Origin of the sequence: Proteus sp. FME41 (assembly GCF_014897315.1) — a bacterium.
Lineage (GTDB): Bacteria > Pseudomonadota > Gammaproteobacteria > Enterobacterales > Enterobacteriaceae > Proteus.
This window is the reverse complement of the sequence record NZ_JABUYL010000001.1, coordinates 90754-106556: the sequence shown is the minus strand read 5'-3', so window position 1 is coordinate 106556 and position 15803 is coordinate 90754. Positions and strand designations below refer to the sequence as shown.

The following is a 15803-nucleotide window of genomic DNA, read 5'->3' as shown; positions in this document are numbered from 1 at the left end:
ATTACGTGAACTGTCCAATAAACTGGGGTCAGTTCGATTACGTAACGTGGCATTTTTATTGGCATAAAAGAAATATTAGTTATATTTTTTAATTATAAAAAAGCTCTTTATAATAAAGAGCTTTCATATTTATTCACTTATATCAGCGCACTATTACCAAATTGGCATTTCATCTTGTAAAAAAGGATTATATTGGCGTTCATGTCCTAAATTAGACATAGGACCATGTCCCGGAATAAACAGATAATCATCACCTAAAGGTAATACTTTATTTTTAATTGAAGCAATAAGGTCAGCATGGTTACCACGAGGAAAATCTGTACGGCCAATGCTTTCTTTAAACAACACATCACCCATAGAAATGAGTTTATTCTGGTGATTAACAAAAATTATATGTCCGGGTGTATGGCCTGGGCAATGTAAAACAGATAACGAAATTGTTTTACCAATTGTCACTGTATCACCCTCATTTAACCAACTGTCTGGTGTAAATGATTTTCCACAGGGGAAATTAAACATGCGGCACTGTTGCTCTAATTCTTCTAATAAAAAACTGTCATCTTTATGAGGACCATAAACAGGAACCTTGAAGTACTCAACAATCTGAGAAGTACCTGCTATATGATCAAAGTGTCCATGTGTTAATAATACTTTGGTCAATGTTAATTGGCGTGCTTCGATTTCAGCAATCAACATTTCAGCATCGCCACCAGGATCAACAATTGCGGCTTCTTTTGTGTCATCACACCAAATAAGGGTGCAATTTTGCATATAATTTGTCACGGGGACAATGTGATACATCATTAATCACTCCACTCTCTATTAACTCATTCTTAATAGATTACCATGAGCGGACAGGTCCTGTATCAATATGCACAAAATTACTTCTTGGGTAATATCCAACACCGCCGGATTTCATTCTTAATGCCACTTGGCGAACTTTAGAAAGATCAGTACCGACTAAACGGAAATCCATTGCTTGCCCGCGAGTATGGTAACTTTTCTTAGCCACACCACTGCTACTTTGACGCAAGTTATTATTGGTCACTAAAGAACGATAACCTGAAATAAGTTCAACGGGTTTATTATTATTTAACATCACTTGCAGTAAGTAGATTTGGTCAAACAGTGCGGGATCAATGGTTTTGATTTTATTTTGACGATAATCTCTAAAAAGGTGATTTAATTTAGCAAGTTCATGTTTATTATAACGTTTTCCATCAAAAAACTCGGCTTTAATAGTTTCACCAGTATTTAAATTATTAAAGCGAAGAATTTTTGGACGAGGTGTTGCTAATGAAGCAAAAGCATGAGAAGGCAATAAACCTAACCCCACTGCGGCCATACCCAGCCCCAGCCATTTACGGCGATGTGAATCAATAATATCCATAGTCTATGTACTCAAAAAATTATTTCAGGAGGAAGAACCTTTATTATGACAATATTTTTCCCGAATTGTTTCTTATAGTTTGTATAGTATTGTAAATAATACTTTCTTTTAATTTATCAACATTTAAAATTTTATTAATTTAGTTATTTATACTAGATTGTTTTTTATCATTCTATTTTTAATGTAAAATTTAAAAATATTTTGTATATTTATATTGCCTTTATCTTTCTTATTGAATGATACAAAACAAAACACATCCTATTGATTTATATAAAAATAAAGGATAGTCAAATTAACCATCCTTTATTCAATTTATATTTCTTTATATTACAAATATTTCTTAATATTCTCTAAATAGGGTTGTGCATTTGAAATACTTTTATCATAAGCATAAATATCGGCACGATATTGAGGGGTATTTTCCTGCGCTACCCATGCAGTTTGATAATATAAATAAACCGGAATTCGTTCTGGAATAGGCGCATATTGTGTTGAACCTCGTTTTAATGCTGCATCAATTCTATCTTGTTTCCATCCCGCATCACCTAATAAAATTGAGGCAAGCTGAGACGCTTTATTGACACGAATACACCCAGAGCTAATCGCTCGCATATTTTTTGAAAACAGCGAATGATTAGGGGTATCATGCAAATAGATTGCCTCTGAATTTGGCATATTAAATTTATAACGCCCTAAAGAGTTGGTTGGACCAGGAGCTTGCCAAATTCGATAAGGAAAATTCGCTGCACTCATATTTTGCCAATCAATATCGTAAGGGTTAATAGGATAAGCATCATTGCCCCAGCCTGAATAAATAGTATATCCCTTACGACTAAAGTAACTAGGATCTGCTTTACCTCTAGGAACAATATCTTTGCGCGTCATGCTAGTTGGCACATTCCAAGGAGGATTAACAACCACGTTATTCAACGCACTACTCATAATCGGTGTTTTTCTATCAGGACGACCAACAATCACTTTTGAATCAAGAATAAGTTCATTATTGGCATAGAAATAGAGTGAAAAATCAGGAATATTCACCCAAATTCCAGTATCACCAATAGCAGGCGTTAGGCGTAGACGTTGAATATTTAACGCCATAATACTGGCTCGTTGTGCAGGTGTTGTATTTAGCCACACTCGTGTTTGTCGTCCAATCACGCCATCAGGCTCTAACCCATGAGCCGTTTGAAATACTTTAACTGCGGTAATTAAAGGTGCGTCATAAACTGTTGTGGCAATTTCTTGCTCATTTTCTGCTAATTCAGGTATTAATTTTAAATGGCGTAAAATTTGCCTCAATGCCAAGACTTCTTCAGATGATTGATTTGGCTTTAATGATGCTGTGCCTTTCATTTCAGGCCATACAACTGCATTCTGCAATTGCTTGCGCACTTCTTCTTTCATTAATGCGTAATAAGGATGGGAAGGAGCATAAGAAATAATAAAGCTACCCAATGTGTTATTTAGAATATTTTGTTGCAAGTCTGCTACGGATTTATCTGAAGGTAATGGTAGCGCTTGTGTTGCATTACGATACAGTAAAGAGGCTCCTGATTTATTTACTTGCTCAACAAAACTGATATAACCTAAAAAAGCGTCTGATAAAATAATATCACGCCCTTCTTTTGTTAATTCAGGTATTTCCAATTGCGTCAGCCATTGTCCAAATTGAGGCTGAATACCCGAAATTGCCACTTCTGCAATTTGTTGCTGTAACTGCTGTACCACCTTTTCATCTTGCCAAATTAATGCAAGATTATTCGCTTGGTAAACTTTTGCTAACTGCGTTAAATATAATGGTTTATATTCCTTGGGGCCCCAAAGCTGTAGCGTTGTTTTTGCTTCTAGTTCAGTGATTTGCGGGATATTCATTGCCACAATGGCAGGTGTTGGTATTGTTTCATCCGTTACAGGAACTAATGTCGTATTTTCTGTTGCAGGTGTAGAAACAACGACAGGCTCTGATTCTGTTGCCACGGCATAATGCCCAGACAGAAGTGAGCTTATAACAACTGAATATGCGATTGCTCTTTTAATTGGTTGGTGCGCCATAAATCCTCTACCCTCATTCCTTATTATTATTTTGGTATCCTAGAATAATAGATGAGCTTGGAAAAGAATTTTATAGGAATAAACTAATATTTTTAAAGTTTTATAAACCTTTGATGGGAATTTAATTTTATTTAATCAAAAAAAGACTATTTAGCTGTTTTTATATTCAATACTATATGTTAAATAAAATTGCACATAAGTAATAAAAGACAACTTATTTTAAAATGAATATATCAATAATAAACGAAGAATAGAGAATCGATAAATAAGATTATCGACATGGAAGGCGTTTTAAAATAGAAAAAGGCGCAGTTTTCTGCGCCTAACAAATAAAGGTAAACAAAGGGTAAAAATTAGTATTCTGAATTGATAACGACTTCTTCACCAAACTGACCTGCTTTAGGCAGTGGTTGGTAAGAAGAGTTAGCTGCACGCAGAATACGGACACCACGGATACCTAGCTCATCTGCTGCTGCGATATCCGCATCCGCATCACCGTAGTAAATTTTCAGTTTATGATCACGCATCCAGCTTACTTTGTTATTTGCACCAGGTTGGTCACCAGCAAAAATAACCGATTGCATTTTATCTGCTGGAATATTCAACCCTTCTTGAACATATTTGGTCACAGTCTCAGTTTTAGTTTGAGTACGACCCGTAATGAAATAAACAGTATCTCCACGTTTTAAGTGCATCTGAACAAGATCGATACCGACTTGTTTAGGCATACTGAATTTATCCCATTCGTTATTCATTTTTTCCCAGAATTCTGGGTTTTTCAGGTAACTGAAATCATTCGGAGAATATTCCAATTTACCACGATAAAAACCTGGGCTTGAGAACAGAACGGTGTCATCAATATCGAAACCAACCGCCATCGGCGCTTGGCCTGCTAAGCTTTTCTCGATATCTGCAACAGAAACCCAGTTAATAGGTTGTTGTTGTGCTAATTGAGCAACAGTAACACCTGGACTCACTACTTCTGGCATATGAACTTTTGCCATTGCCGCGCCATTTAAACTTAACGCTAAAGCAATTGCACTAAAAGCTAACGTGACTTTACGCATTCTCTTTCCTTTAATTTTTATATTAATCACATACGGGAACAATCATAGACATCACGATTACATTTAAATGAGAGATAGCGCACGTTACGTTGTTTAAATTTTCATTTTTTTGTTAATTTACTTTCATTTTTTGATCTATCTAACACTTTGGAAAAAGAAAGCGCCATAAGCATATGCCCATAGCGCCTTTCTATTTGCCAATTTAAAGCAAGTCACGAAATAAAACTATTCTGTTATTTCAGCAACATTTGATGATGCAATTTTATCTTTTTCAGCCTGTTGACCAAACCCTTTTAATCCAACAACATGAACATGTTCTGTTCCATTGAACACTTTACGGACTAGTTTATAGGTTGTGCCTTTTTCTGGGCTAATATTTTCAGGTGCTGCAATAATGAGCTGCATATCTAAACGGTCACACAGTTCAAATAACGTTGCGATAGATTTCGCATCTAAACGCGCGGCTTCATCAAGGAAAAGTAAACGACAAGGTGAAATATCTTTTCCTCTTAAACGTCGTGATTCTTCTTCCCAGCTTTGTACAACCATCACTAAAATTGACATCCCCGTACCAATCGCTTCACCAGTAGATAAAGCACCACTTTCGGCTTTTAACCACCCTTCTGGTCCACGATTAACTTCAACATCCATTTCAAGATAATTACGGTAATCTAGCAGTTCTTCACCCACAGTTTGAGGCATCCGTTGTCCAATATCCACTTGTGGGTTGAGACGTTGATAAAGTTTCGCCATTGCTTCAGAGAACGTGAGGTTTTGGTTTTTAAATAAGTCTTGGTATTGATTGTCTTCTTCAGATAACACATCAAGAAGTACTTGATGACTTTCACGAATATTGACGTTAAGTCGCACACCACGCACTTGACCAAATGAAACCGCTTGCAAACCTTGGTTTAGCATCCGAATACGGTTTTGTTCGCGCTGAATAGTTTTACGGATAATATTTGCCACACTGCGTGAACTGATCGCTAATTTCTGCTCACGGTTGGTCAATTCTTCCGTTAAGCGAGCTAGCTCAATTTCCATCTGTTCAATTGCATCAACCGGATCGTCTGTTTTAATAATATCTTGGCGAATACGCTCTCTTAAATGCTGGTATACCGCAATAAAGAACTGAACTTTACGATCAGGATATTTAGCATCCTCAGAACGACGTAATGCATCGCGTAAATATTCATTATCAGCAACTGCTTGACGCAATGCTCCTAACGCTTTATCCGACATTGAACGTAATTCATCCGCAGAAAGATAAGCAAAGTCTCGACGATGTAAACGACGTTCCATACCATTTTCTTTGACCAATCGCATTACTGCACACCAACCCGCTTTTGCACTCACAACATGTTCACGGATTTGAATATAATCACGCTCAAGTTTACGAATTTTTTTAGTCAGATTATCGCGTTCCGCTTCACTCAATGCGATATCACGCTCAAGTTGACTAATACGAGTACGGTTAGCACTGACTGCCGAATAACGTTGATCACGTAGCTCTTTTGCTCTGGTTTCAGCACCAACATCAATTTGGATCCCCGTGTCACGCATCTCTTGCTCAAGCTCTCTAAGCAATTCAGATTTAGTATCAAAAGAGCTCTTTAATGAGGCCAACACTTGATTAAATTGAGCACATTGGGCTTGTTGTTGACGATAAAGCTCTCTTGCTGTCGTACGTTCTGTCTCAGCCATTTCTAAACGGTGACGTAACTTTTCGTTAAGATCGCTGTTTTCACTGACAATTTCAACGGCATCACTATAGCTAAAGTGCGCGCGACGTTGTGCCACTTCCACCAGCAAGAAAGCTTGTTGTTGATAACGCTGTTGCTCTACTTTAGCTTGTTCGTAATCTTGTGCTAATTGTTCATGCTCTTGAGGATCACTTTGTAAAATTGACGCAATAGGCTCTAGGGTTGCTAACGCTTTTTCATGACGTTGTAAGTGACGCATAGATTCTTCAGCGGTATACAGCTCCTCACGGAGCTCTTCAACGCGATCAATCAGCGTTTCATCCATCAAGATATTCACTTGAGGGATCAGTTTATTAAGTAAATTCAGTGACTCTTTAGCACGGGCATAATGTTGACGTTGCTGCTGAGTACTTTCTTCATACTGTGCGAGTGCTCTTTCTAGCTCATTACGTCTTTGATTAAGTTGGCGGATATCTTCTTCAGGATCGGCTTCAAAGGCCACTGAAATATGTTGTCCGACAAATTGACTAAAAGCATGGTGAGCACGTTGAATTTTCTGCACGTCAAAAGCTTGTGTTGCATAAAGCTCAGAAAGCTCATCTCGTTGACGAGATAAAATCTCTAATTGGTTTTCACGCGCTGCACGACCAAAAAGTGGAATTTCTGGGTAACGAGAATAACGCCATTGTCTATCTGAGCTTTTAATCAGAACCGCTTTATTCATCTCTTGTGCATTAAATACACTGTCATCGAAAGATTGTGGATCACCTTCAATAAAATAGAGATCTTCAGGACAATCTTCTAATGTTTCTAATTGTTCCTGAATTGGAGCGAGATCTTGTACCACAATAGCATGGCGTGCAGGACCATATAATGCAGAGAAATAAGGTGCATCATCTAACGTAATATCATCATAAATCTCTGATAATAGGACCCCATTAAAGCGCTCTGCTAACGTAATTAACCGCCCATCTTCAGCACCACTTGGCTGACTTAAACGTTCAATTTGTGCTTCGATTTGCTGTTTACGCGTTGCAGTTTCATCACGTAATACGGTGGCTTCACGCTCTTTTTCAAGTAACTGCTGCATATATTCTGTTACTTGATGGCCCGTTTCAAAAGATTGACGAGTCTGCTCACATAATTGCGTTAATGCATCTTGTGCCGCAAGCCATGCGGGGGCTTGTTTCTTTAATTTTTCAATTTGTTGTTTGAGTTGATCGAGCTCTTGACGCATTTGCATGCGATGTTCACCAGACTCATTGACATAATCGCTAAGTTCTTCAATTTTAGCTTCTAGCTCATCTTGTAGAATTAAGAGATCGTCAGGCTCCATGGATTTACCATGGTGTTTATTAAATTCTTCAAGCTGGTGCTGAGCATTATTTCGTTGATGTAAACGTTGCTCTAACTCTGCTAACTGCATTCTGATAGGATGAACCCTGTCAGCTTGATGTCGATGCGAAGACCATTCACGTAACGCCGTTTTAGCTGCACTCCATGCATCTTTACGATCAACCTCACCTACAATGGTGCTAACCAGTTTATAGGCTTGATCAAATTGTGTTTTCGCGGCATCAGAAACATTGAGTTTCTGTTCCATAGAAAGCAAGGTGTGAGTAATGGTTTGAATTTTTGCTTGAATACGTTCAGCCCACTGATCAGCATTACTTTCATCTAAATCAGCAATATCACATTGTGCTTTAGCACGCTCTAAGGCTTGCACAGCTTGGCGATATTGAATAGCACGTGTTTGTTGCACGTCTAATGCTTGTTGATAATCTGCCAACTGATTTTTTAGTTCATCCACTTCTTCTTCCGCGGACTCAACCCGCGCTTCAAGCTCTTCTTTCTTAGACGCAGCTTCTTCAACAACTTCGCTTTGTTCTTCTAAGCGGAAAGTTATCTCTTCCACATCAGCAACATAACGATCAATTTTTTCTTGCTGACGAACCGCATTTTGTACCAAGTTTAATCGGTCACTTGCCGCTTGATAATCCGCTTCAAGATCAGAAGAAAGCGCTTGTTGTTCTTCTAACTCTTTGCCCATTTCAACAAAACGGTAGGCTTCATTATTAATAGATTTTCGCTGACTCCATAATTCTCGACGTACATTTAAAGCTTCATCAAGATGAACACGCCTTTCATTGGCATGGCGCATATAGTCAGCCGCAACATAAGAGGTTGCTTCTGTAATCAGGTGTTTAAATAAATCACGATCAGATTGAGTGACACGAATCGCTTCAAGTGTCATACGGTTTTCCCGCAATGCCCCTTCCATATCTTGAAATGCTTTTCTTACACCGCTATTTTCAGGTAATAAGTAGTCACGTAAAGAACGGGTAATTGCACTCGAAATCCCCCCATACAACGATGCTTCAATTAAACGATAGAATTTCGCGCGATCGCTTGCTGAACGTAAACGTTTAGGAATAACCCCTAAATCAAACATAACAGAATGGAAATCAGTGATTGAATTAAATTGTCTAAAAACAACACCATCAATCGCTTCGACTTTTTCTTTTAATTCATTTAGCGGTAACACACGTGCTTGGCGATCGGCAACAGCTTGCGTTAAGATTTCTGTTGGATTCTCTGCCATAGGCAACCCTTGGATCATAAAGGGTTTGATATCGACTTTTTTATCACGTCCTGCAATCTGTTGTAAACGCACACCAACCACTGCACGTAAATGTCGTGAGTTAATCACATCCAATACGGCATAACACACACCAGGACGCAGTTTCCCGTATAACCCTTTATCACGTGATCCGCTTGTCGATCCTGCTTCTGTGGTATTACGAAAGTGAAGTAAAGTGAGATCAGGGATCATAGCTGTGATAAATGCAGCCATGGTGGTTGATTTACCTGCACCATTTCCGCCTGATAACGTAGTCACCAACTCATCTAAATCAAAAGTACGAGCAAAAAAGCCATTCCAGTTGATCAATGTTAATGAGCGAAATTTTCCCCGTTCAATCATTTATTTTCTTCCTCCGCATCATCTTCACTCGACTGTAAATGCTCATCGTCATTTTCTTCTTCATCGTTTGGTGTGTCTGATCCCGTATCAAGTGCCATTGCTTCACCATCACGGATCATGCGCATTTGTGCTTCAATGGGTGAATCACCACTACGCACATCAGCACCGAAACGGAACACTGATTCAGTGATTGAAAAACGCTGTAAGTCATTTAATAAAAACGAGATCATTCCTAAGCGACGTAAGCGATTAAGAGATGTTCTCATTTTTTCTTGTAATTTTTGTAAATCAAGATCAGAGCCTGTTGAGCGCTGATTGACTAAACGAAGCAGTTTGGTTTCATCCGCTAACGTTCTCAATTCATCAAACAATTCTTGAACAGTGAATATACCCTGATTTGCTAACCGTTCTGGGCTTAGGTAGAGATAACAAAGAATTTTACCTACCAGCATATCCATTTCAGAAAGAACAGAGCGAGGGATAAGTGTGGTCGAGCGAGGACGTAAATAGAAAAAGCCTTCTGGTGCTCGAATTAACTCGACGTTATAACGCGCATAAAAATCGGATAACTCATCTTGGAAGTCCATCAAGAAAGCATGATTATCCAGAGAATCTATACCGATGTGTCGGCCAGCACGTAACTGACTATCCAGTTCAGGAAAAAGTGAGTTCGCTAATGCCTGAGCCAGTTTTGCTGGCATAAATTGTTCAGTATGTATCGATGACATGCGCCTGTACCTTAGCTCCATATTCGTTAATTTCTGACCATTTTGCAGGTAATCCCGCAAGTTCAGCGCGTGCAACCCCTAATCGTACTGCTTGATCAATAACAATACGTGCCACATCAAAATGTTTTGGTTGTGGATAATGATTGAGGTATTCAACTAACACTGAACTGAGATCTAACGCTCGTTGTTCTAATTTGTAAGAAGCCAGCTCTTGCTCTACCCATTGTGCTATTTGTTCGTTCACTTCACTGAACATTTGATATTCGAGTTCTTCTGGCAGCTCACCCGTAACTTCTTCATCACGTAAAGTCAGCTCTTCATCACGCATATCAAACAACCTATCCGCATTGGCATAAGTTAATGCCCAAGGGCTTTCAAAATAATTTTGTACCGATTGACGTAACCGACGAGAGAAAATACGGTTTTTATCCATATCAATCGCCGTACGAATAAATTTATGAACATGTCGGTCATAGCCAATCCATAAATCAATAGATTGTTGACCCCAACTAATAATGCGGTCTAATTTGCTTTGAAGCTCAAAGACTAGTGTATCAATTTGCTCAACATGGCCCGTATTCATATTTGCTTCTTGAATACGTAATAGATTGGCTTGAAGCTTATCTCCCGCCGCTTCAAGTGTATCTTGCAACTCTCTTAATGTGCCTGATGTTTCAGATAACAATTGCTCACAGCTTGAAATTGCCGCTTGCCAATCTTGATTTAATAATTCAGCAATATCTTCTTTTACTGTATTTTGCTGCTCATCCATTATTCGCTGAGATAAATCGATGCTATCGAAAATTTCTGCAACAGAATATTTTAGGGGGGCAAAAACATTACGATGCCAATGATATTCATCTCCACCATCTTCCGCAGAGCTGGCTGCGGAATCAAGTTCACCGGCAACAATAGATAACTGCATAGACAAACGTAACGATGAAAACTCACGCTGGCGGATATAGTAATCACTAATTCCAATGCCTAACGGGGTTAAACGATATATTGCATTACCCTCTACCAGTTCACTGGTAAAACGGTTAAAAAGCCGCTGCTTTACCATGTCATTAATGGCATTATTAGCACGAACTTGTATTGATTCTATGGGTTGCTCAAAGCCTTTGCATACTTCTCTAAAGGCATCAATTAACTCACCTTCACTGATTTCGCCATCAAGGCGCTCGCCATTTAATACAGCAACAGCCATCAAAAAAGCTAATCTTTCAGGTGGCAGTGAGATAGAGAAATCATTTTTTCTCGCCCAAGACACTAACTCTGGAACGGTCTGGGTAAAATCACTCATAGTACATCCTTAATTTACACGCTTTTGTGCCATGACATGAATGTAACGCCCCAGACTGATGTAGGGCTCTTGCCGACAATATCGTTGCTCTAGTGCAAGCAATGATGGAAAATCTTTATTTTGTAGTTGGCGACTTTGCAAATAATCATGAAAAACACGCACCCCCGTTTTTCCTAAAATCGTCATTGAAAACTCAGCCAGCCATTGATAAACATCTTCAGGTTGTAATGGGTTTTGTGGTGATAACGATTTTTTTCTTCTACGCGGAATTTCGGGGTTTGCCAAATGAAAATTACCTAAAATTGCGTTTCTCATCACAATGCCATTCGCATTGTAAAACATTAGCGATAAGATACCATTAGGTTGCAATATATCGGTAAGAACATTTACGGCGTCTTTCTGATCCGTGATCCACTCCAATACGGCATGAAACAGAATTAAGTCAACCTTTTCATTAATATGCTCTTTAATCTCTTGAGCTGCACAACAAATAAACGTCATGTTCTCGACAACACCTTCTTCAATCGCCGCTTCTTTGGCGCGATTAAGCATCTCTTGTGATAAGTCACATAAAATGATTTGGTGTCCTAATTGAGCAAGCTGGCGAGAAAAATAACCTTCGCCTCCTCCTGCATCTAAAATCCGCAAACGCCGATGAGGTAAGAGAGTCAATAATTGTTGTAGATCTTCCCAAATCACAGCTTGGCGAATTTTGCCTTTTGTTGTGCCATAGATATTGCGGGAGAATTTATCTGCAATATCGTCAAAATTACGATCTGACATTAAAACGCCTCATGATAACAACTTGCTACTTGCGCTCTTTGCATTCTGATAAATTCAAAAAATATGAGACACTGTACATAAAATAAAGACAGCAATTTTACCAGTGTTCTATGATACTGACTGTTTTCTGTAAAGAAATAAGCCATGAATCAGACTATTCGCAAAGCGCAGTATAAATATAACGCTTATTAATGAAAAAATTAACGCTCAAACGTTTTTCGTTTTATAAATAATTAAATGGTTCTTTATTTCTATTGATAAAAACTGAGTGAAACATTGTTGTGCTCGCTATTTTGACACAATGACTTGGAATTCCCCTAGTTTTCACTAAGCTTTCGCTATCAATTGCATGTATTTCACTCAATCTAGGATGATTTATGCTGTTTTTGCTCAAAAAATATGTTGCAGGCTTTCTGATGCCCTTGCCTTTACTCTTATTAATCGCCTTTTTTGCATTAGCACTACTTTGGTTTACTCGTTGGCAAAAAACCGGAAAAAGTCTACTCACTGTTGTGCTTGTTCTGTTAACTATTTTAGGCATACAGCCTGTTGCCGATACACTATTAATGCCAAGTGAAAAAGAGTATCAAGCTCGTTATGAATTACGAGAAAATTCGCAGCAAGATGTGAACTACATTGTTGTTTTAGGTGGTGGATTTACTTATAACCCTGATTGGGCACCCAGTTCTAATCTTCTTAACAATAGCTTATTTCGTGTTGCTGAAGGTGTAAGGCTTTATTATCGTAATCCTAATGCGATACTCATTTTCACAGGTGGGGCAGGTGTTAATCAGATAAGTAGTGCAGAGGTGGCAGCTCAAGTGGCACAATCTTTAGGTGTTCCTGCTGAGAGAACTATCGCATTATCAACACCGAAAGATACCGAAGAAGAAGCCTATGAAGTTGATAAATTAATTGGTAAGAAACCATTTTTACTTGTGACTTCTGCCAACCATTTAGCCCGTGCTGAACGTTTCTTTTTAGCTCGCGGTATGAAACCTATCGTTGCACCTGCTAACCAATTAGCAATCAGTTCTCCATTGCATCCTTGGGAGAAATATTTTCCTTCCGCCACTTATTTTCAACACAGTGAACGTGCATGGTATGAGTTTTTAGGATCAATGTGGCAATCAGTAAAACCTGCTGGGCAACCAGCGACTATTCCTGAAAATGAAAATCATCAATCTGATAAGGACGAAAGCCAATAATCAAAAATTTCTCCGCAGAATGATACCAAAACGGCACTTAATTTAAGTGCCGTTGAAATTTATTTGTTTTTTACTGTACGAGAAGAGATCAAATTGCTTTTGTTTGCCTGATCATAGGAAGATTTAAGCTGGCGCATTGCTTCTATTTTACGTTCCATTACACTCATTTTTTTCAATTTAGAAATATCGTGTTTTGATAGCATATCCTCTCCCCGTTTCTCCAATATCATGGGTAATAATTGATACTACTTCAACCGACAAAGCCTGTAAAACTCTATCATAATAGCGCTTTAATTTATGGTTTTCTGCAATAAACAAATATGCTTTAGAGCCATATATCTTACAATGAAGAGTAATTATCATTTCTAACGCTTCAGTTAATTCTTTTTGAAAATGAAATTTTCGTGAACACTTCCCTTTTTCTGGCGGCTTATAATACGTTTCATTAAGAAAATTTTCTTTTCTATCAAATTTTAAATCATAACAGTTATCTATAATTTCAAATCCAGCTTCTTCACTTCGATAACAAAGATATGCTTTATCCATAATGTTAATTTGAGTAAAAAACAAAATAAAATTAAATTCATCAATAAAGAAATCATATGTATGCGCAATAAAATTATTGTTGGGGAATTCTTGAAACCTACCTGAATATCGTATCATCATATAAAAACTAAGTTAATAAACCTAACGACACACTAACATAAATAATTCTTACCGCAGATAGTGAATCTCACTTTTCAGACAAACTTTATTTATCATAGGCTTAATTAACTTAATAGGTAAGAATTGCTGTAAAATGTAGACTGTATAAATACAAAAACGGCACTTAATTTAAGTGCCGTTGAAATTTATTTGTAACCATTAAGAATTAGAATTCTTGGTTAAGTGCGCGATATGCCGTTCTTGCTGCGACAAGATCATCTTGAGTATCTACCCCCACACCAGGAACTTCTAATGCTTTTGCAACATGGATTTTTTCGCCATACCACAGCACTCGTAGCTGCTCTAACATTTCAATAGATTCTAATGGGCTTGGTTCCCAAGTAATATATCGACGTATAAAGCCTGCACGATAAGCATAAATGCCAATATGACGGAGATAATGCTCACCAATTTCATCATGTGATAAATTAAAACGGTCTCTTTCCCAAGGAATGGTTGCACGAGAAAAATACAGTGCAAAACCTTTTGCATCCATCACCACTTTCACAGCATTAGGATTAAAAGCTTCTTTTGAATCAACAATTGGCACTGCCAATGTTGCCATTCCCGCACCACAGTTTGCTAAATTTTCAGCAACTTGAGTAATAATCACAGGTGGAATAAGAGGTTCATCGCCTTGTACGTTAACAATTATCTCATCATCTGCAAATTGATATTTTTCAATGACCTCAGCTAAACGTTCTGTGCCTGAATGGTGGTCTTCGCGAGTCATACACGCTTCTCCACCCGCCTTTTCAACTGCAGCAACAACATCTAAGTTATCTGTTGCAACAATGACACGATTTGCACCAGAGCGCATAGCCTGTTCCATCACACGAACAATCATAGGTTTACCATGAATATCCGCGAGGGGTTTACCCGGTAAACGAGTCGATGCATATCGACCAGGGATAATGACCGTGAACATGAAGTTACTTTTCCTCTTCTAATGACAATTCTCTTGCTTCATTCTCCAGAAGAACGGGGATATTGTCACGAACAGGATAAGCTAAATGATCAATTTTGCAGATAAGCTCTGAGTTTTCTTTATCAAAGATAAGTTTGCCGTGGCAGACTGGACAAGCAATAATTTCAAGTAAGCGGTGATCCATTTTGTCCCTCTCAAGGGTTAATCATTTTATATGGCAAAAGGATATCATAAGGAAGGATCAGCGTTAATACTCAAAGCCGCTCGTTTAGTCATAATTCAGAAATTATTTTAGCAATTAATAAATTTATTATTTTCTCTTTTACTATAAGCAACAAAAAAGCCACATTAATGTGGCTTTTTATCGTTGAGTCTGCAACATTATTAATAAAGAATTACATTCCGCTTTTATTGATAATAATTTAACCTTTTTATTATCTTTATTGCATTCTAATTAACGTAGCGACCCTTTTATATTACTTACTGAGCGTGATGATAAACATTTTATCTTTATCCCACCCTAAATAAGCATAAACGATAATTTAAGCTCAAGGTTAAATTATCGTTTTATCTGTACTAACAAGGCTAAATTTTATTTAAAACCCTATAACATCAGCAGCTTCTAGACCTGCTGCTGTTCTGATAACAGAAAATTCAACGTGTTGACCTTCTGTTAATGCTTTATTTTTTGTATTGGCAATCGCTTTTTTATTGACATAAACTTCTTGTTCAATATCTCTTGCAACAATAAGACCATAACCTTTGTTATTGTCGAACCATTTTACGCGACCCATTCTTAATTGTAATGTCATGATAGATAAACTCCTTTTGTTCTTTGTATAGTTTTTATTTTTCTATACAAATGCATCCTACTTTTTATTAAGTCTTCTTATATAAAATCCCAATTAAATTCTGAACACATTAATTTAAGTAGTGCATTTTATTATTCA

Annotated in this window: 13 protein-coding genes; 1 reads left to right on the top strand and 12 read right to left on the bottom strand. The window is 37.7% G+C overall.

Annotated features, from left to right (window positions below):
* Positions 1-153: 153 nt before the first annotated feature.
* The 8 genes from INT04_RS00440 to cmoM all read right to left on the bottom strand — a co-directional run bounded on the left by INT04_RS00440 (position 154) and on the right by cmoM (position 12012).
* A complete protein-coding gene (locus tag INT04_RS00440) occupies positions 154-804 on the bottom strand; it encodes an MBL fold metallo-hydrolase (protein WP_193014211.1) in 651 nt (216 codons plus the stop codon).
* Between the two features lie 37 nt (positions 805-841).
* Positions 842-1390, bottom strand: a complete 549-nt coding sequence (locus INT04_RS00435) for a YcbK family protein (protein ID WP_193014210.1) — start codon at positions 1388-1390, stop codon at positions 842-844.
* Positions 1391-1717: 327 nt separating this feature from the next.
* On the bottom strand, positions 1718-3445 hold the full coding sequence (gene ldtD, locus INT04_RS00430; protein ID WP_193014209.1) for a L,D-transpeptidase: 1728 nt from the start codon (positions 3443-3445) through the stop codon (positions 1718-1720).
* 353 nt (positions 3446-3798) lie between these two features.
* Complete coding sequence (gene aphA / locus INT04_RS00425; protein ID WP_193014208.1) at positions 3799-4512, bottom strand: acid phosphatase AphA; 714 nt, start codon at positions 4510-4512, stop codon at positions 3799-3801.
* Positions 4513-4737: 225 nt separating this feature from the next.
* The gene (gene mukB / locus INT04_RS00420) at positions 4738-9198 is read right to left on the bottom strand and encodes a chromosome partition protein MukB (protein WP_193014207.1); all 4461 of its coding nucleotides are present in this window, start codon (positions 9196-9198) and stop codon (positions 4738-4740) included.
* Complete coding sequence (mukE, locus tag INT04_RS00415) at positions 9195-9926, bottom strand: chromosome partition protein MukE (protein WP_193014206.1); 732 nt, start codon at positions 9924-9926, stop codon at positions 9195-9197. Before mukE ends, mukB begins: the two co-directional genes overlap by 4 nt.
* Entirely contained in the window at positions 9907-11229 is a 1323-nt protein-coding gene (mukF, locus tag INT04_RS00410; protein WP_193014205.1) for a chromosome partition protein MukF, read from the bottom strand. Before mukF ends, mukE begins: the two co-directional genes overlap by 20 nt.
* Positions 11230-11238: 9 nt before the next feature.
* Positions 11239-12012 carry a tRNA uridine 5-oxyacetic acid(34) methyltransferase CmoM gene (cmoM, locus tag INT04_RS00405; RefSeq protein ID WP_193014204.1) on the bottom strand — a complete coding sequence of 258 codons (774 nt, stop codon included), beginning with the start codon at positions 12010-12012 and terminating at the stop codon, positions 11239-11241.
* Positions 12013-12389: 377 nt separating this feature from the next.
* Here cmoM and elyC point away from each other — a divergent pair, with 377 nt between their 5' ends.
* Positions 12390-13220, top strand: coding sequence for an envelope biogenesis factor ElyC (elyC, locus tag INT04_RS00400; protein WP_193014203.1), 831 nt, complete (start codon positions 12390-12392; stop codon positions 13218-13220).
* Positions 13221-13397: 177 nt separating this feature from the next.
* On the opposite strand, the gene INT04_RS00395 is transcribed toward elyC, so the two are convergent.
* The 4 genes from INT04_RS00395 to INT04_RS00380 all read right to left on the bottom strand — a co-directional run bounded on the left by INT04_RS00395 (position 13398) and on the right by INT04_RS00380 (position 15665).
* Positions 13398-13886, bottom strand: a complete 489-nt coding sequence (locus INT04_RS00395) for a hypothetical protein (protein WP_193014202.1) — start codon at positions 13884-13886, stop codon at positions 13398-13400.
* A 205-nt stretch (positions 13887-14091) separates the two neighbouring features.
* The gene (kdsB, locus tag INT04_RS00390; RefSeq protein WP_193014201.1) at positions 14092-14853 is read right to left on the bottom strand and encodes a 3-deoxy-manno-octulosonate cytidylyltransferase; all 762 of its coding nucleotides are present in this window, start codon (positions 14851-14853) and stop codon (positions 14092-14094) included.
* 4 nt (positions 14854-14857) lie between these two features.
* Complete coding sequence (locus INT04_RS00385; protein ID WP_004244593.1) at positions 14858-15037, bottom strand: Trm112 family protein; 180 nt, start codon at positions 15035-15037, stop codon at positions 14858-14860.
* 412 nt (positions 15038-15449) lie between these two features.
* Positions 15450-15665, bottom strand: a complete 216-nt coding sequence (locus tag INT04_RS00380; protein WP_193014200.1) for a cold-shock protein — start codon at positions 15663-15665, stop codon at positions 15450-15452.
* Positions 15666-15803 lie beyond the last annotated feature (138 nt).